Here is a 16,426-nt window from a genome sequence, read left to right as displayed (position 1 = left end):
GTGCGCTCGGCGGCCCCCTTTCCGCGGGCCGCAGCTCGCTCCCCCACACCACGAAACCAACCACATCGGAAACCAAGGCAACACACTCGGACAAACCCGAAACTCGTGAGCACGGTGGAGTTTCGGGTTTTTCGGTGTGAGGGGGCGGGTGTCCTGGGCTGGGGGCACTCTGTGCGGCGATCTCGGGAAAGTGCACCTAATACTCGCGTGCACTTTCCCGAGATCGGCGCCGGCGACACCCGGTGCGGTGACCGGGGCTGGCCCACCCTCTGTTGTCGCTGCCCTCGTCGGGCGCGTCGAGGGCGACTCGGGGGTCAGTCCCGGCGATGAGGGGGTCTTCGGGGTCATCCTCGACGCGGAAATGCGCACGTTCACCCCTGGCCGGCGCGTACCAGGCCGGAGTCGTAGGCGGCGATGACAGCCTGGGTCCGGTCGCGGGCCCGCAGTTTGGCGAGGACGTTGGAGACGTGCGTCTTCACCGTCTCGACGCTCACGAACAGCTCCGCGGCGATCTCGGCGTTCGACAGCCCCCGCGCCATGAGGGTCAGCGTGTTCGCCTCGCGCTCGGTCAGCGAGCCGACCGCCCGCGCCGCGGGAGTGTCCAGCCGGGGGTTGGCCGCGGCGAGCGACCGGATCGCCGCGGGGAAGAGCAGCGAGTCGCCGGAGTGCACCAGGCGGATCGCGGCGAGGATGTCCTCGGGGCGGCTGCGCTTGAGTAGGAACCCCGAAGCTCCGGCACGGAGCGCGCCGTAGACGTAGTCGTCGTTCTCGAACGTGGTGACGACGATGGTCTTGGGTGCCTGGTCCAGCGCGCGGCTGAGGGCGGAGGTCGCCTGGATCCCGTCCATGCCGGGCATGCGCACGTCCATCAGGACGATGTCGGGCCGGGTGCGCCGTACCAGGTCGAGGACGCCGATGCCGTCGTCGGCCTCGCCGGCCACCCGCATGTCCTCCTCGGCGGCCACCAGCGCGCTGAGGCCGGCCCGGATCAGGGCCTCGTCGTCGACGAGCGCAACGGCGATCATCCGTCCCCCTTCCAGGGGATCGTGACGGTCAGGCACCATTCGCCATCGCGCATCCCCGCCTCCATCGCACCACCGAGCAAGCGTACGCGCTCGTCCATGCTGCGCACTCCCCTGCCGCCGCCGGGACGCGCGGGGCGGCGCACCGGAACGGGGTTGCGCACGCTCAGTCGCACCCGTGCCTGCTCAACGTGCAGCTCCATGGTGATCGTGGTGTCCGCGCCACCGTGCCGCAGCGCGTTCGTGATGGCCTCCTGGCACAGGCGGTACAGCTCGCGCGACAGCACGCCCGGAACCGACCCGAGCGCTCCGGTCTGGTCGAATCGCAGGTCGGCCCCTGCGAACCGGGCGGCGTCGACCAGGCTGGCGAGATCGTCCAGGGTGCGCTGCGGAGCGGCGGCCGCCGGCTCCTCGCGCAGTGCGCCCAGCACGTGGTCCAGCTCGGCGGTGGCGGTGCGCGCCTGCTCGGCGATCGCCTCCAGCGCGGTGCGGGCGAAGTCCGGATCCCGGTCGATAACCCGGGTGGCGGTTCCGGCCTGCAGCGCGACTACGGAGAGTACGTGGCCGATGGAGTCGTGCAGCTCGGCGGCCAGGCGGTTGCGTTCGGTGAGGTGGTCGGCGCGCGCTTGGGCGGCGGCGAGCCGGTCGGCCGCGGACGGCCCGAGGAACAACGGCGCCAGCCTCGCGGCACCGCCACCGACAGCAGCGACGGTGTAGACCAGCGCCACCAGCAGCCCCGCCCCGGCGAGGGGGCCGAGCCAGCGCCGCCAACCCGAGAACAGCACGTCACCGAGCAGCATCGTTCCGCTGGCTCCGCCCGTGATCGGAGTCATCGCGAGTATGGCCGACTCCGTCAGGCCGATCATGGTCAGCAGGCTGGTTCCGAAGCCGACAACGAAGTGCAGCGCCAGCCAGCAGCCGGCGCGGGTCCGGGAACTCCCGGCGGCCGACCGGGTGTCCGGCTCGGCGGCCAATCTGCCCCCCAGCAGGGAGCGCGAGAGCTGCGCCTGCTGGGTCCGCACCCCGGGGATCCCGACGGTCGCGGCGCCGAGGACCGCGGCCACGGCCAGAGCCGCGGCGCCGGGCGGGCCGTACACCGCCTCGGAGTTGGCGTCCTGGTCGACCAGCAGCGAGGCCACCACCAGCGCGGCGAGCAGGAACGGCACCAGCAGGACCCCGCCCAGGACGAGGTAGACCCAGCGCAGGTAGGTGTCTGCGCTGCGCAGCGGGGCGAGGAGAAGCATGATGATCCGCACACCAGGATCGTGGCACGGCGCGGGGGATACCCGCCTCCCTCCCGCGGGGGATCCGGCTCCCCGCGCCGGGCGATGTGCCGCACCCGCCCGGCGACGAGCGTGGAGGGGAACAGCACCGGCCCCTCGCGAAGGAGAGCACCATGACACACACCGGCCACGCCGAACGGGCGGCGCACGCTCCGGGTCAGGCCGGGCCCTGGTGGGCCCGGTGGAGCGTCCCTATGGCGCTCACCTGGTCCGCCCTCGCTGTCGCGGTCGCGCTGGGATGGGCGGGCGGTCTGCTGCCCACCCCGTTCACGAATCCCGGCCTTGTGGTGATCGGGGACCTGCTGAGCGCCTTCGACCCGATGGTCGGCACCGCGTTCACCCTGGTGCTCGGGATGCTCGGGGCCGGTTGGGCGGTCGTGGCGCCGCGCCTGCGCGGAGTGCCCGCCCGGCAGGCCGCGCTGGTGGTCGGCTGGCTGCTGGCGGCGGTCACCGGGCTCGGGATGCTCAGTGGGCACCTGCTCGCCATGCTCGGATACACACCGGTGACACTCGTGCTGGGCTGGTTCGTCCCCGAGATGTGGCCGGGCTACCTGGCCGCGCTGGCGACCCCGGACACCCTCTTCCAGGTGCTTACCCTGGCCGGCGCGCTGATCTGGGGGGTGACCCTGCTCAACTACGGCCGGTCGGTGCGCGGCGCGTGCGCCGGCTGCGGCCGCCACGAGGGCTGGTCACCCGAAGGGGAGGAGCGGACGCGCTTTCGGGCGCTGCGCACCGGCCGGGTGGCCGTGGCGATCGCGGTGTCCTGCGCCCTGGTGTACCCGGCGATGCGCCTGCCCTGGCTGTTCGGAATCCCCGTGGGGATGGACGACGCGGCCTGGGCAGAGATCCAGGCATCGCCGGACACGCTCGCGACCGGTATCGGGCTGGGGTCCGCCGGCCTGGTGGGGGCCGTCCTCGTGCTGGGTCTGGTCCGCAACTGGGGAGTGCGGTTCCCGCGGTGGATGGTGGGGCTCTCCGGACGCCGGGTCCCCGTGGCGCTGGCCGTGGTACCGGCCTCGATCGTGGCGCTCACGTTCCTCGCGATCGGCCGGGGGTTCGTTGTCGCCATCGTGACCGACCAGCTCAACACGCCCATCGGGACCGCGTGGGAGCACGTGGCCGCGTTCGTGCTGATGCTGCCCTACGGCATCGCGTTGCTGGTCGCGGCGGCGGCCTACGCTGTCCGCCGCCGCGCCGCCTGCGGAATCTGCGCTCAGGGCCTGCCCGAGACCCTGCCGCGCTGACGGGACGGGACGGCGGCGGTCAGCAGCCCCCACCCCCGCCGCCGTCGCCTCCTCCCCCTGCGGCCGCGGCCGCCGCTCCCGAGGTGCCCGCCTGGATGGACCGTATGACCGAGGCGACCGCGCGGCCGATCTGGTCGTTCTGGGCCGCCTGTTTCACCAGTTTCCGGCGCTCTCTACCGGTGAGATCGGGGAACAGCTTGGAGCCGGCCCCCACCGCGTCGCAGAGTGCCAGCAGCGCGACCGCGCGGTGGTCGCCGTGGCCACCCTGCCACCCCAGGGCGGCGGCCATCCGCTGCCGCAGGTCCTCACGTTGCTGGGGGTCGGTCGGGTAGTAGTCGTTCGCGGGAAAGATCCCCAGGAGGCGCCACTGCTCGTGGCGCAGCAGGCCCGCGCCGACCGCCGAACGCAGCGCCTCGTTGCGCAGCCCGCCGGACTGGGTCTTCTGCACCCACCACTTCACCGGGCGGGGGCGTTTCTCGGTGGCGATACGGCCGAGGAGCGCGTCGAGGGAGGGGTCGCCCGTGGCCGCCGCACCCTGGGGAGCGGTGATGCGGTCGTCCTCGATCGAGATACGCCCGCCCAACGCGAGCTCGGTGACCATCGCTCCCGCCACGCCGCAGGCCATGCGGGTGCCGTCGACAAGTGGCCGGCCGGCGAGGGGCCCGTGGCAGAGCAGAAGCAACTCCTGGGTGATGGTCGGCTGGTGCATGGGGATTCTTTCCGTGCTGTGTCGCGGCCGGTTCGGTAGGGCGCCGGCGGGGGGACCGCGGGCTGCCAACGAGATGCCCGGCACACCGGGCGCCAACAGTACGGCGCGTGACCTCATCCGGTCACGCGCGGCGCCCGGAGCGGGTCCCGCAGAGCCGCCTCGGCGGCAGGCCGGCCCACCGGCGGTCCCACCGGGCCTTCTTGCTTCGGCACCACCGATGACTTAGTCTTTTGACCAAATGAGTTCATTTGGTCAAAAAATCAAAACCGCCGGACAGGAGAGGCATGATGGCGCGTGAGGAGACCGGGCGCTCGCGGCAGGTGCGGCGGGCACACTCCGTTCTGGACGCCACCGCCGAATGGGTCGCGAAGGTGGGGATCGACAAGACCACCCTGGAGGACGTCGCGCGGACAGCGGGCATCTCGAAGAGCACGCTCTACCTGCACTGGAACACGCGCGAAGGGCTGATGACGGCGCTGTTGCGGCGCGAGCGCGTCACGCTGGTCTCCGACATTCGCGACCGTGTGGCCGCCGAGGGCGCCGGGGCCGCTTCACCGGCCTCGCTGTACCGGAACTTCATGCTGGCGGTGGTCGACCGCCCTCTGCTGTACCCCGATGCCCTGAACCCGTCGTCGGAGGTCGTGCGCGGGCTGGTCAGCCACAAGCGCAACCGTCCCCCCGCTGACGACACCCTGCAGGCCGAGGCCGTGCGCTACCTGGCGGACATGCGCGACCGGGGCCTGGTACGCACCGACCACTCGGTCCGGGAACTCGGCAACACGGTGTACTCCGTCGTCGCGGGGTTCCTGAGCCTGCGCCCGCACGTCCCCGAGCCGCTGACGCTGCCCGACGAGCACCGCGCCGACCTGCTGGCCGACACCATCGACCGTGTCCTGGACCCCGGGCGGGAGCTGTCCGACGGGGAGGTCGCGGAACGGTCCCGGCTCACCCACCAGTACCTGGAGCGCATGCAGCACGCCGCGCGGCACAAGTTCGACCTCTCGCTGGGCACTGAGACCCCCGGCACCCCGGATGACGAGGAGCCCACCGCATGACACCCACCCCGCCCCTGGTGCTCGCTCTGCACGACCCGGCCGCCGAACTCGCGCTGGTGGGCGGCAAGGGGGCCTCCCTCGCGCGGCTGGCGGCGGCCGGCGTCACCGTCCCCGACGGCTTCCACGTGACAACGGAGGCGTATGCGCGCTTCGTCGAGCACGCGGGCCTGGACGCGGCGATCCGGGCCGCCGTCAACGACGCCGTCCCCGACCGGCCCGAGACGTTGCGCCGGGCCGAGGAACGGATCCGCGAGCTGTTCGACGGCACCGGGATCCCCGAGAAGATCGGCGGCGAGATCCGCGAGGCCTACTCCGGGCTCGGCCCCGAGCCGGAGCCGGTCGCGGTGCGTTCCTCGGCCACCGCCGAGGACCTGCCCGAGTTCTCCTTCGCCGGCCAGCAGGACACCTTCCTGAACGTCCGCGGCGAGCACAACCTGCTGGAGGCGGTGCGGAACTGCTGGGCGTCGCTGTGGACGGCGCGCGCGATCGGCTACCGCGCCCGCAACGGCATCGGGCACGGCGACGTGCGCCTGGCGGTGGTGGTGCAGCGGCTGGTCCCGGCCGACGCCGCGGGCGTCCTCTTCACCGCGGACCCCGTCACCGGGGCGCGCGACCGCATCGTCATCAACGCCGGCTGGGGGCTGGGCGAGGCCGTGGTCGGCGGCCAGGTCAGCCCGGACACGGTCGTCGTGGACCGCGGCAGCGGCACGGTCGTCGAGGAACAGATCGCCGAGAAGACCGTGCTGACCACGCGCGACGCCAACGGCACGCACGAGGAGCCCGTGCCGGCCGAGCTGCGCGGCCGGGCGGTCCTCGGCCCCGGTGAGGCCGAGCGGCTCGCCCGTGCCGGAAGCCGGATCGAGGAGCTCTACGGCCACCCCGTGGACCTCGAATGGGCCCGTGACCAGGCAGAATTCCACATCCTGCAGGCCCGTCCGATCACCACCGCCCCGCCGGAGGAGCCGCCGGAACGCGAGGTGTGGAACGACAGCCTCACCGGCGACTACCTCTGGACCCGCACCAACGTCGGCGAGGCGATGCCCGACGTGATGACCCCGATCACGTGGTCACTGGCCCAACTGTGGCTGCGCAACACCTGGCCGCCCGCGGCGCTCCCGGAACCCAAGCTGGTCGGCAACATCTGCGGGCGCTGGTACATCAACATCAGCACCATGACCGCATTCGGCGGCGGCAACGGGACCGTCGGGAGCGCCTCCGCGCAGACGTACGGCACCCTCCCCGACGACGTCCAGATCCCACCGGTGCCGTCCCGGAAACGCACGATAGCCCGCTTCCTGCCCATCGCCGGGCGGGCGCTTCCCCGGCTCCTGCCCCACCTCAGGCGGACCGACGAGAAACTGGCTGCCTGCCCCGACCTGTGCGAGCGCACACGCGCACGGATCCGGGCCACCGAGACCCCGGAGGAACTGGCGGCCCTGTGGGACTCCGACATCGCCCCGCTGATCGACTTCATCGGCGGCGTGTTCTGGGCCGCCGGCCGCCGCGGCGGGCTGGGCATCGTGACGCTGCGCCCCTGGCTGGCCAAGCTCGGTGTCCCCGAATCCGACATCAACACGCTGGTCACCGGGGCGGAGGACACCGAGACAGCCGGCCCAATGGCCAGCCTCGGTCCCATCATCGGTCTTTCCCAGCTCGCCAAGGGCGAGATCGACCGCGAGACGTTCGCGCGGCAGTGGGGCCACCGTGCTCCCGACGAGTTCGAGGTCTCCGCGCCGCGCCCTGCTGAGGACCCCGACTGGATCGACCGCCAGGCACGCGGTATGCACGAGGCGCTCACCGAGGTCGGCACGCTGCTCGAACGCAGGAAGAAGGAACGCGACGCCGCGCTCGCCCGGTTCGCCGAGCGCCACCCGGACAAGGTCGACACGCTGCGGCGCAGGATGCGCGGGGCGGCGGCCGGCTTCCGCGGCCGCGAGGCCGGCCGGTCGGAGTGGGCCCGCGGGATCTGGGTGACGCGCGAGTTCGTCCTGCGTGCCGGCGCGCTCACCGGACACGGCGACGACCTGTTCCACCTGGAGACCAACGAGATCCTGGCCGTGCTGCGCGGCGACGAGGCGCCGCTCGCCCGGGTGCCGGCCCGCCGCGCGGCCTACGAGCACTACCGCTCGCTGCCGCCTCCCCCCGCGCTGATCCGCGGCCGGTTCGATCCGGAGCGTTGGGCGGCCGACCCCAACCGGCGCTCCGACCTCTACGACGAGCACCGGGAGCACACCCCGATGTCCGAGTCGGTGACCGGCACGCCCGGAGCGGCCGGAACCGTCGAGGGCACCGCGCGGGTGGTGACCACCGCGGCCGAGGGCGAGGAGACGCTGCGCCCCGGCGAGATCCTGGTGACCACGGTGACCAACGTCGGTTGGACTCCCCTGTTCCCGCGGGCCGCCGCGGTGGTCACCGACATCGGAGCCCCGTTGTCCCACGCGGCGATCGTCGCCCGCGAACTGGGCATTCCGGCCGTGGTCGGGTGCGGCAACGCGACCACCCGGCTGGCGACCGGCGACCGCGTTCGCGTCGACGGCGGAAAGGGCACCGTTGAGACCGTCACGGCCACCGACGCCGGCGCTGCGGCCCGGGAGCCCAGCGCGCGCTGACTCCGGTCGCCGCCACACGGGATCGGCCACATCCGCGCCGCCGCCCTTGAGCTTCCGGGCCTCGGCCTTGAGCGGCGGCGCGGATCAGGTCAACGCTCGTAGATCCCGACGACACGGTTCTGCTCGATGATCGCGTCGCCGTAGCTGTCCAGGAACTGCCGCAGCGACGGCGTGCCGTCGACGGCACGGCTGAGCGCGTAGACCCAGAAGTAGTAGCGGTGCGGCCCGTGCCCTTCCGGTGGCCGCGGCCCTCCGTAGCCCTCCTTGCCGAAGCCGTTGCTGCCAGCGCGGTAGCGGCTGTCGGCATCCGGGCCGATCTCCGTGACGTCCGCCGGGACCCCGTAGAGCGTCCAGTGCGTGAATCCCCACGGAACCGGGGCGTCCGGGTCGTGGCAGACGATCGCCAGCTCGGCCGTCCCCTCGGGCACACCGCTGATGCGCAGGGTCGGTGGCTGGTTGTCCTGCTCCAGAGCGTGGCGGTCCCCCAGCCGGCCGTCCGCTCCGATGTCGGGGCTGGTGATCCGCAGGTCCTTGATGTTCATCGCCGCGTTTCCTCCCTTCTTCCTCGCCCACCCAACGTAGTGCAGACCCCCCGGCGCGGACCGAGAGGCGCGTCCGCCACGTCGCCGGCCGGGGTGCGCCCGGCTGTGCGACCTCAGTTGCTCAGCAGCAGCACCACCCCGAAAGCGGTGAGGGTGGTGCCGGTGGCCGCGTCAACGCCCCGGCGCACCCGGCGCCGCCGCAGGACCCGGGAAACCCGCTCTATCGCCAGCACGTAGCCCAACCACCAGGTCACGGCGAGGGCGACGACGATCCCGCCGAGCAGCAGGGTCTGCGGCCCGGCCGGCACACCGGGCGTGACGAACTGCGGGAGGAAGGTCAGGAAGAAGACCAGGGCCTTGGGGTTGAGGCCGTTGGTCAGCACCCCCTGGAGGAATGGGGTGCCACTGGGCACGCTCCCCCCGCCGTGGTCGTGCGGGCCCGGTTCGTCCCGAGCGCGCCACAGCGCGACGAGCGCGCTGGCCCCGAGCCACACGAGGTAGGCCGCACCCGCGCCGCGCAGTATGGTCAGCGCGGTGTCACTGGCGGCGATGACGACGGTCACCCCGAGCGCCGCCAGGGCGGTGTAGCCCGCCAGGCCGGCCACGATGCCCGCGGCCGCCGCAAAGCCGGCGCGTCTCCCGCGCAACATGGCCACCCGGGTCACCAGAACGAAGTCCGGCCCCGGGACGACCAGCACGAGCGCGGTGGTCAGCACGAACAGCGCCAGGTGGTGCGGCATGGTTCCCCCTCGCGAACCCCGTAACCGGGATGCCAGCCCCCATCCTGAACGTTGAACGGCGATTTTCAACCGATTCCGGGTACTATTCGGAAGATGATGGAAAATCTCCGCATGGATCCGGTTGATCTCGAAATTCTGCGGGTGTTGCAGAACGACGCACGGATCACCAACCGGGACCTCGCCGCGGCAGTGGGCATCGCCCCCTCGACCTGCCTGGACCGCGTGGCGCGGTTGCGGTCGGCCGGCGTCATCCAGGGCCAGGTCCTACGGGTCTCACCGGAGGCGATGGGGCGGCCCGTGCAGGCGTTCCTGGCCATACGGGTACAGCCGCACCGCCGCCCACTGGTCGAGCCCCTGGTCGAGCACATCCGCTCGCAACCGGAGAGCCGCGCCCTCTACCACCTCACCGGACCGGACGACTTTCTCATCCTGGTCGCGGCCGCCAGCGTCGCCGACCTGCAGCGCCTCGTCCTCGACGAGTTCACCGCCCGCCCCGAGGTCACCCGGGTGCAGACCATGCTGATCTTCGAGGAATGGGACGCCGGCCCCCTTCTCCCACCGGGAGCCTGACCGCCACGGGCCCTTCGGTACTCTCATCCTCGGAACAGCGGAGCTTTCGTGGACACGGACCGCGACTCCACCGCCCCGCTGGGGCGGGCCGCAACGCGCCCTGGGGGCCCGAGAGACGGAGGCAGATTGACCGGCTTCTACCACGTGTGCTTCGCGGTGCCCGACATCCAGGCCGCCATGCGCGACCTGCGGCTGGCCTCGGGAGTCGAGTGGTCGCCGCCCAAGAGCGACCGGATCGCCGGCTGGGACTTCCAGATCGCCTTCACCACGGGCGGCCCGCCGTTCATCGAACTCATCGAAGCGCCCGCTGGCAGCCCGTGGGACTCCGCAGCGGGCGCGCGGTTCGACCACCTCGGCTTCTGGTCCACCTCCGTTCTGGCTGGCTCCCGGCGGCTCGACGCCGCGGGCCTGCCCGAGGACTTCTCCGGCTGCCCCTACGGGCGCCCCTTCGTTTACCACCAGGTGGACAGCATCGGCGCCCGGGTCGAGCTCGTGGACACCGACCGGCAGCCGGCGTTCCTGAGTACGTGGCACCCCGGCGGGGCGCCCATGCCCGCCATCGAGGAGCCGCACGAGGAGTGAGGCGGTCCGCCGCGAACCGCCGGGGTGCCACGCGCGCAGACCGTCAGGCGCGCCGCTCCGGCGCGGCCTCCTCGATCGGAGGGCCGTCGACGGCGCAGTGGTGCTTGCGCGGCATCTCTCGCGCCGGGCAGGCCGGGGCGGCCTCGTCCATCCGGTTGGTGACCAGAACCGCGGCGAGCAGGCCGCCGGCGGCCGTGATTCCGGCGCAGATCAGCATCGCGACGCGGAACCCGTCGGCGAACAGCTCGGGGTCGCGGTAACTCGCGCCGGACAGTCCCGCGGCCACCGGTAGCACCGCCACGGCCAGCAGGCCCGCTCCGCGCGACAGCGCGTTGTTGATCGCCGAGGCGAGGCCGCTGTGCCGTTGCGGCACGCCGGCGAGTGCGGTCGCTGTCAGGGGTGCGACAGTGAGCGAGAGTCCGGCGCCGAAGATGACCACCGCGGGCAGCACCGTCGCCCAGTAGCTGGCCGCGACGCCGGTGCGGAGCAGCAGCAGCATCCCGGCCGCCATCACCAGCGGCCCGGCGGTCATCGGCCAGCGCGGCCCGATGCGCTCCGCGAGCTGCCCGGCACGAGCGGAGAACAGCAGCATGAGCGCGGTCACCGGGAGCAGGGCGGCGCCGGCCTGCAGCGCCGAGTACCCACCGACCTGCTGCAAGTAGATGACCAGCAAGAACATCATCCCGGACAGGGCCGCGTAGACCGCGAGCGTGACCACGTTCGCAGCGGTGAACTGGCGGTTGCGGAACAACGAGAGCGGCATCATCGGGTACCGGCCGCGCGCCTGCACGACCACGAACGCCGCGAGCGCGAGCAGCCCCGCGCCCGCGAGGCTGAGCTGCGGGGCACCGAAGCCCGCCTCCCCCGCGCTGATCAGCGACCACGAAAGGCTGCCGAGCCCGGCGGCCACCAGTACGGCGCCCGGCACGTCGAAGTGGCGCGGTGCCTCCGTGTCCCGGCTCTCCGGCACGTGCCAGGCGGTGACCAGCAGCACCACGACGACGAGCGGCAGGTTGGTGAAGAAGATCCAGCGCCAGGAGAGCGCGTCGATCAGCCAACCTCCGACGACGGGACCGAGCGCGGCCGCGATCCCCGACAGCCCGGACCACGCGCCGATCGCCCGCGCCCGGTCCGACCGGACGAACGTGGCCTGCAGGATCGCCAGGCTTCCCGGGGTGAGCAGGGCGCCGCCCACCCCCTGCAGGCCGCGGGCCAGGGCGAGGAAGTCCGCGGTGGGTGCCAGCCCGCAGAGCAGGGAGGCCAGACCGAACCAGGTCACCCCGACCTGGAAGAGGCGCCGCCGGCCGAACCTGTCGGCAAGGGAGCCGCCCATCGGGATGAGCGCGGCCAGCGCCAGGGTGTAGGCGTTCAGCACCCATTGCAGCCCCGCGACACCGGTGTCCAGGTCACTCCCGATGGCCGGGAGCGCAACGTTGACCGTGGACGCGTCGAGAAACGCCAGCCCCGAACCGACCACGGTGGCCAGCAGCACCCAGCGCGCTCGGGCCGTGCCCCACACGATGCCTTCGCCTGCCGGTTCGGTGCTCATCGCGACGACCTCTCACCCAGGGGGCGCTCACCCTCGGCCGGGCTGCCGGAACGGTCGGCGACCCACCCGTGTATCGCCCCCACCCGTTCAGGACGCGAACGATCTCGACCCGTCCAGTCCTACCGTGCGTGTCCACCCGTCGTGCCGATCGACACGGCGGGCCGGACACGGGTCCCGCATCGGATCCGGCCGTGGGGGCGTATCCATCGTCCTGGAGTTCGCGGTGTCCCGGGCCGAATGCCCCGGAGGGGTCGCGATCACCCGGTACTGGCGGCCGGTGGTGGGATGCGCGACGAACGCGGCGAAGACTGCGGATGGACCGGGACAGTGCCCATCGACGCGGTGAGTGTGCGGTGGTGCGTGCGACGGGGCGTGCGACGGGGCGGCGACAACAGCGGGGGGGCCGCCCGCGGTGGTCGTTTCTGGTGCCCGATGGTGACGCAGACGACGAGGGCAGCGACGGCGGTGGGTGGCCCAGACGACGAAGGCAGCGACGGCGGTGGGTGGAGCTCAGCGGGGGTGTCTGTGGTGTCGTTCTCGGTGCTGGACCGTATCGAGGGTGACTGTGAGGACATTCTCGGCGCTGAATATGTCCGCACGGTCAGTTTCGGTACGGTGGCGGCCCCGCGCACGCCCGCTATATCCGGATTGTCGGCTCTCTGGGCGACGACCGTGCAGTTTTAACGACTTTCCGGGCTTAAATTAGCCAAAACCGCACGAGCGGCGAGGAGCACCGCCCACCCCACCCCAGGCCATGTACCGCGCCTTCGCCGCCCTCGTCGCACGCGCCACCATCGGGCACCCGCACCGATGGGCACGAACCCGGGTGCCCGGCCGCCCTCTCACCCCCACCACCCCACACACCGAAACTCCAGGATGAACCCCGGGTTGACGCGACCGATCCGCCAGGTATACCACTGGTACACGTTCGTGAACCGGAGGTATGGATGAACGTGGCGGAGACGCGCGAGGCGCTCTCGGAACTCGTCGGCGGCATCCAGCCGGGCGATCCGCTCCCCCCGGAGCGCGACCTCGCGGCCCGTCTTTCGGTTTCGCGCACCACGCTGCGCAAGGCGATCGCGGAGCTGGTCAGTATCGGCCGGCTGGTACGCCGGCACGGGGTGGGCACGTTCATCGCCGGCCCGAAGCTGGCCCAGGCGCTCTCCGCCACCTCCTTCACCGAGGACATGCTGGCCCGCGGGTTCGAGCCGGGCGCGCGCACGCTGTCGGCGCGTACCCGGTCGGCCGGTGCCGTCCTGGGGAGACGCCTCGAGGTCTCGCCCGAATCGGAGGTGCTGCGGGTGTACCGGTTGCGGCTGGCCGACCGCGACCCCATGGCGATCGAGGAGCTGCACGTCCCGTCCGCCCTGGTCCCCGGGCTCTCCGGGGACGACCTCGCCAGCCATTCCTTCTACGCGCTGCTGGAGCAGTGCTACGGGGTGCGGATCGCCACGGGGGTCCAGGCGCTGGAGCCCACTGTCACCACGCCCGAGGAGTCGGAGCTGCTCCGTGTGCCGGTGCACTCGCCCGCGTTCCTGTTCGAGCGCACCTCACGCACCGAGGACGGCCAGGTCGTGGAGTTCGTACGGTCGGTCTACCGGGGGGACCGCTACCGGATCGTGGCCGAGATCGCGCCGCGGGGCACGTCCGCCCCGCCAAGCGACACCGCGGAGTCAGGGCGGGCACCGTGACCGCCGGGCCCGCCGCACCATCCGCCCGCGCCACGCGACTGTACGCTCCCGCGCCGCTGAGAACCAGGAAAGGCGCCTCATGATCGTCCTCGGGCTGTCCTCCGGCACCTCCACCGACGGGATCGACGTCGCGGCGGCGCGGTTCGCCCTCGACGGGGACCTGGTGCGTCTGGCCCCGTTGGGCCACCTCTCGGTCGCCTACTCCGCGGAGCTGCGGCGCGCCATCCGCGCCGCCCTGCCGCCGGCCGCGACGACGATGCACGAGGTGTGCGAGATCGACACCCGCATCGGCCAGGAGTTCGCCGCCGCGGCACAACGCGGAGTCCGCGAGCTCGCGGGCGAGCGGGCCGATCTGATCTCCTCGCACGGCCAGACCGTGTACCACTGGGTCAGCGACGCAACGGTGCACGGCACCCTGCAGCTCGGCCAACCCGCGTGGATTGCCGAGGCCACGGGCCTGCCGGTGGTGTCCGACCTCCGGGCCTCCGACGTGGCCGCCGGCGGACAGGGCGCTCCGCTGGCCAGCCTGCTGGACGTGCTGCTCCTCAGCGGGCGCGCCGAGCGGGCGGCCGCGCTGAACCTCGGCGGGATCGCCAACGTCACGGTCGTGCGCGACGACGCCCCGCCGGTCGCGTTCGACACCGGCCCGGCCAACGCCCTGCTCGACGCCGCGGCGCGCCGGGTGAGCGGCGGGCGCGCGCAGCGGGACGACGATGGCGCGATCGCACGCTCCGGCCGGGTCGACCCCACGCTGCTGGACCAGCTTCTCGCCGAGCCCTACTACCGGCTCCCGCCGCCGAAGACCACCGGGTTGGAACTGTTCGGCGCGGACTACCTCGACGCGGCGCTCGCCCGCGGAGCGCCACCCGAGGGCGACCTGCTCGCCACCCTGGTCGAGCTGACCGCGGTCACGGTCGCCGACGCACTCCGCCCGTACGAGGTCACCGAGGTACTCGCCTCCGGCGGCGGCACCCGCAATCCGGCGCTGATGGACCGGCTCGCCCACCGGTTGCACCCGGCCCGGATCAGCGCACCCGACGACCTCGGCCTCGACAGCGACGCCAAGGAGGCCTACCTCTTCGCCCTGCTCGGGTTCCTCACCTGGCACGGCGTGGCAGGTTCGGTGCCCGCCTGCACCGGCGCCCGCCGGGCGGCGGTGGCCGGCCGCATCACCCCCGGCCCGGCACCACTCCGGCTCCCCGAGCCGGCGACCACCGTCCCCAACCGACTGCGCGTCGACGCGCCCGTCCGCTGAACACGTACCCCCACCTTCGGAGGACCGCAGTGCAGCCACTCGACCTCATCGTCATCGCGGTGTACCTGCTGTGCTCGGCATGGCTCGGCCTGAAACTCTCGGGCAGGCAGCGCACCACCAAGGACTACTTCATTGGCAGCCGGCAAATGCCGTGGTGGGCCGTGTGCCTGTCGGTGGTGGCCACCGAGACCAGCGCCCTGACCGTGATCAGCGTCCCCGGTGTGGCCTACCTGGACAACGTCACGTTCCTGCAGGTGGCGATCGGCTACCTGATCGGGCGCGTCATCGTGGCGTTCGTGCTGCTCCCGCGCTACTACCGGGGCGAAATGACCACGGCGTACGCCTACCTCGGCGAGCGCTTCGGCCGCGGCATGCAGAGCACCGCCTCGGTCACGTTCCTCTTCACCCGGTTGCTCGCCGACGGCGTCCGGCTGTTCGCGGCGGCGATCCCCATGAAGCTCATCCTGAACTCCTACGGGGTGGAGCTGTCCTACTTCTGGATCGTCGCGCTGCTCGGGGTGGTCACGATCCTCTACACGCTCATCGGCGGTATCCGGGCGGTGGTCTGGGTCGACGTGCTGCAGATGGGGCTGTACCTCGCCGGCGGGATCATCGCGCTTGGCGTGATCATCAACCAGCTCGACATCAACTTCCTCTCGTACGCGGCCGACGCCGGCAAGACCCAGTTCCTCGACTTCACGTCCAACCCGATCTCGGCGCCGTACGCGACGGTCACCGCGGTGGTCGGCGGCGCTCTGCTGTCCACCGCCTCGCATGGCGCCGACCAGATCATCGTGCAGCGGCTGCTCGGCTGCCGGACGCTGCGCGACGCGCAGAAGGCCGTGATCGGCAGCGCCGTCCTGGTGTTCTTCCAGTTCGCCATGTTCCTCACCGTCGGTCTCGCGCTGTTCGCGTACTTCGAAGGCGCCTCGCTCGACCAGCTCGGGTTGGCCAACGGTGACGCGCTCTTCCCGCACTTCATCCTCGAAGGGCTGCCCGCCGGCATCTCGGGGCTGCTGCTCGCCGGGATCATGGCCTCCGCGATGAGCACCCTGTCGTCGTCGCTGTCGGCGCTGTCCTCCTCCACGATGGCGGACCTGTACCAGCGGTTCACCCGGCGCACTCTCCCCGACGCCCAGGCGCTCAAGATCGGCCGCCTCTTCACTCTGGGCTGGGGGCTGGTGTTCATCGGAGCGGCGGCGATGTTCACCGGAACCGACGATCCCGTTGTTGAGCTGGGACTGTCGGTCGCCAGCCTGACCTACGGCGGCCTGCTCGGCGCGTTCTTCCTCGGCCTGTGGGTCCGCAGGGCGCGCCAGCTCGACGCCATCATCGCGTTCTGCGTCGCCGTGCTGACCATGGTGTGGCTGTTCCTGTTCCAGCCGGACCTCGTCGGTTTCACCTGGTACACGGGCATCGGCCTGGCCATCGTGGTCGGGTTGGGCTTCCTGCTCTCGCGCAGGCACCGCACCGACGCTCCCGGTTTCGACGCCAGCAACGCGCCGGCCCCGGCCGGCGAGGAGGAACGGACGTAGGGCCGACCTCTACGGCGGCCCGTCCGGCCCCGCTGAGCGG

The 16,426-nt window shown here is 72.1% G+C and carries 14 protein-coding genes; 8 read left to right on the top strand and 6 right to left on the bottom strand.

Features of this window, described 5'->3' with window-relative positions:
- Nucleotides 1-371: 371 nt before the first annotated feature.
- Together F4561_RS01910 and F4561_RS01905 are read right to left on the bottom strand one after the other, a co-directional pair.
- On the bottom strand, nt 372-1,025 hold the full coding sequence (locus F4561_RS01910) for a response regulator (RefSeq protein WP_184574168.1): 654 nt from the start codon (nt 1,023-1,025) through the stop codon (nt 372-374).
- Nucleotides 1,022-2,278, bottom strand: coding sequence for a sensor histidine kinase (locus F4561_RS01905; RefSeq protein ID WP_312885098.1), 1,257 nt, complete (start codon nt 2,276-2,278; stop codon nt 1,022-1,024). Before F4561_RS01905 ends, F4561_RS01910 begins: the two co-directional genes overlap by 4 nt.
- 140 nt (nt 2,279-2,418) lie before the next feature.
- Here F4561_RS01905 and F4561_RS01900 point away from each other — a divergent pair, with 140 nt between their 5' ends.
- Nucleotides 2,419-3,549 (top strand): hypothetical protein, encoded by a 1,131-nt coding sequence (locus F4561_RS01900; RefSeq protein ID WP_246437119.1) that lies wholly within the window; start codon nt 2,419-2,421, stop codon nt 3,547-3,549.
- A gap of 19 nt (nt 3,550-3,568) precedes the next feature.
- On the opposite strand, the gene F4561_RS01895 is transcribed toward F4561_RS01900, so the two are convergent.
- Nucleotides 3,569-4,258, bottom strand: coding sequence for a GOLPH3/VPS74 family protein (locus tag F4561_RS01895; RefSeq protein WP_184574166.1), 690 nt, complete (start codon nt 4,256-4,258; stop codon nt 3,569-3,571).
- A 284-nt stretch (nt 4,259-4,542) separates the two neighbouring features.
- On the opposite strand from F4561_RS01895, the gene F4561_RS01890 reads away from it, so the two are divergent.
- Together F4561_RS01890 and F4561_RS01885 are read left to right on the top strand one after the other, a co-directional pair.
- Entirely contained in the window at nt 4,543-5,313 is a 771-nt protein-coding gene (locus tag F4561_RS01890) for a TetR/AcrR family transcriptional regulator (protein WP_184574163.1), read from the top strand.
- Nucleotides 5,310-7,922, top strand: coding sequence for a PEP/pyruvate-binding domain-containing protein (locus F4561_RS01885; protein ID WP_184574161.1), 2,613 nt, complete (start codon nt 5,310-5,312; stop codon nt 7,920-7,922). Before F4561_RS01890 ends, F4561_RS01885 begins: the two co-directional genes overlap by 4 nt.
- An 89-nt stretch (nt 7,923-8,011) precedes the next feature.
- Here the strand turns inward: F4561_RS01885 and F4561_RS01880 are convergent, their stop codons facing one another.
- Complete coding sequence (locus F4561_RS01880) at nt 8,012-8,464, bottom strand: YbhB/YbcL family Raf kinase inhibitor-like protein (RefSeq protein WP_184574159.1); 453 nt, start codon at nt 8,462-8,464, stop codon at nt 8,012-8,014.
- A gap of 113 nt (nt 8,465-8,577) precedes the next feature.
- Nucleotides 8,578-9,204 carry a LysE family translocator gene (locus F4561_RS01875; protein ID WP_184574157.1) on the bottom strand — a complete coding sequence of 209 codons (627 nt, stop codon included), beginning with the start codon at nt 9,202-9,204 and terminating at the stop codon, nt 8,578-8,580.
- A 111-nt stretch (nt 9,205-9,315) separates the two neighbouring features.
- Here F4561_RS01875 and F4561_RS01870 point away from each other — a divergent pair, with 111 nt between their 5' ends.
- Nucleotides 9,316-9,774 carry an Lrp/AsnC family transcriptional regulator gene (locus F4561_RS01870; RefSeq protein WP_246437118.1) on the top strand — a complete coding sequence of 153 codons (459 nt, stop codon included), beginning with the start codon at nt 9,316-9,318 and terminating at the stop codon, nt 9,772-9,774.
- A gap of 126 nt (nt 9,775-9,900) precedes the next feature.
- Nucleotides 9,901-10,356 (top strand): VOC family protein, encoded by a 456-nt coding sequence (locus F4561_RS01865; protein ID WP_184574153.1) that lies wholly within the window; start codon nt 9,901-9,903, stop codon nt 10,354-10,356.
- A 43-nt stretch (nt 10,357-10,399) separates the two neighbouring features.
- Here the strand turns inward: F4561_RS01865 and F4561_RS01860 are convergent, their stop codons facing one another.
- Nucleotides 10,400-11,905: an MFS transporter gene (locus tag F4561_RS01860; protein ID WP_184574151.1), complete on the bottom strand. Its 1,506-nt coding sequence runs from the start codon at nt 11,903-11,905 to the stop codon at nt 10,400-10,402.
- 947 nt (nt 11,906-12,852) lie between these two features.
- Between F4561_RS01860 and F4561_RS01855 the strand changes: the two genes are divergently transcribed.
- The 3 genes from F4561_RS01855 to F4561_RS01845 all read left to right on the top strand — a co-directional run bounded on the left by F4561_RS01855 (nt 12,853) and on the right by F4561_RS01845 (nt 16,386).
- Entirely contained in the window at nt 12,853-13,596 is a 744-nt protein-coding gene (locus F4561_RS01855) for a GntR family transcriptional regulator (RefSeq protein WP_184574149.1), read from the top strand.
- Between the two features lie 79 nt (nt 13,597-13,675).
- The gene (locus F4561_RS01850) at nt 13,676-14,851 is read left to right on the top strand and encodes an anhydro-N-acetylmuramic acid kinase (protein WP_184574147.1); all 1,176 of its coding nucleotides are present in this window, start codon (nt 13,676-13,678) and stop codon (nt 14,849-14,851) included.
- Between the two features lie 29 nt (nt 14,852-14,880).
- Entirely contained in the window at nt 14,881-16,386 is a 1,506-nt protein-coding gene (locus F4561_RS01845; RefSeq protein WP_184574145.1) for a sodium:solute symporter, read from the top strand.
- The last annotated feature ends 40 nt before the right edge of the window (nt 16,387-16,426 follow it).

Origin of the sequence: Lipingzhangella halophila (assembly GCF_014203805.1) — a bacterium.
GTDB classification, from domain to species: Bacteria; Actinomycetota; Actinomycetes; order Streptosporangiales; family Streptosporangiaceae; genus Lipingzhangella; species Lipingzhangella halophila.
This window is presented reverse-complemented; position numbering and strand designations above follow the sequence as displayed.

Coding starts and splice junctions, on each gene's coding strand:
- F4561_RS01880 (WP_184574159.1), bottom strand. CDS start 8,464: ATGAACATCAAGGACCTGCGGATCACCAGCCCCGACATCGGAGCGGAC.
- F4561_RS01895 (WP_184574166.1), bottom strand. CDS start 4,258: ATGCACCAGCCGACCATCACCCAGGAGTTGCTTCTGCTCTGCCACGGG.
- F4561_RS01870 (WP_246437118.1), top strand. CDS start 9,316: ATGGATCCGGTTGATCTCGAAATTCTGCGGGTGTTGCAGAACGACGCA.
- F4561_RS01900 (WP_246437119.1), top strand. CDS start 2,419: ATGACACACACCGGCCACGCCGAACGGGCGGCGCACGCTCCGGGTCAG.
- F4561_RS01885 (WP_184574161.1), top strand. CDS start 5,310: ATGACACCCACCCCGCCCCTGGTGCTCGCTCTGCACGACCCGGCCGCC.
- F4561_RS01890 (WP_184574163.1), top strand. CDS start 4,543: ATGATGGCGCGTGAGGAGACCGGGCGCTCGCGGCAGGTGCGGCGGGCA.
- F4561_RS01860 (WP_184574151.1), bottom strand. CDS start 11,905: ATGAGCACCGAACCGGCAGGCGAAGGCATCGTGTGGGGCACGGCCCGA.
- F4561_RS01855 (WP_184574149.1), top strand. CDS start 12,853: ATGAACGTGGCGGAGACGCGCGAGGCGCTCTCGGAACTCGTCGGCGGC.
- F4561_RS01875 (WP_184574157.1), bottom strand. CDS start 9,204: ATGCCGCACCACCTGGCGCTGTTCGTGCTGACCACCGCGCTCGTGCTG.
- F4561_RS01850 (WP_184574147.1), top strand. CDS start 13,676: ATGATCGTCCTCGGGCTGTCCTCCGGCACCTCCACCGACGGGATCGAC.
- F4561_RS01910 (WP_184574168.1), bottom strand. CDS start 1,025: ATGATCGCCGTTGCGCTCGTCGACGACGAGGCCCTGATCCGGGCCGGC.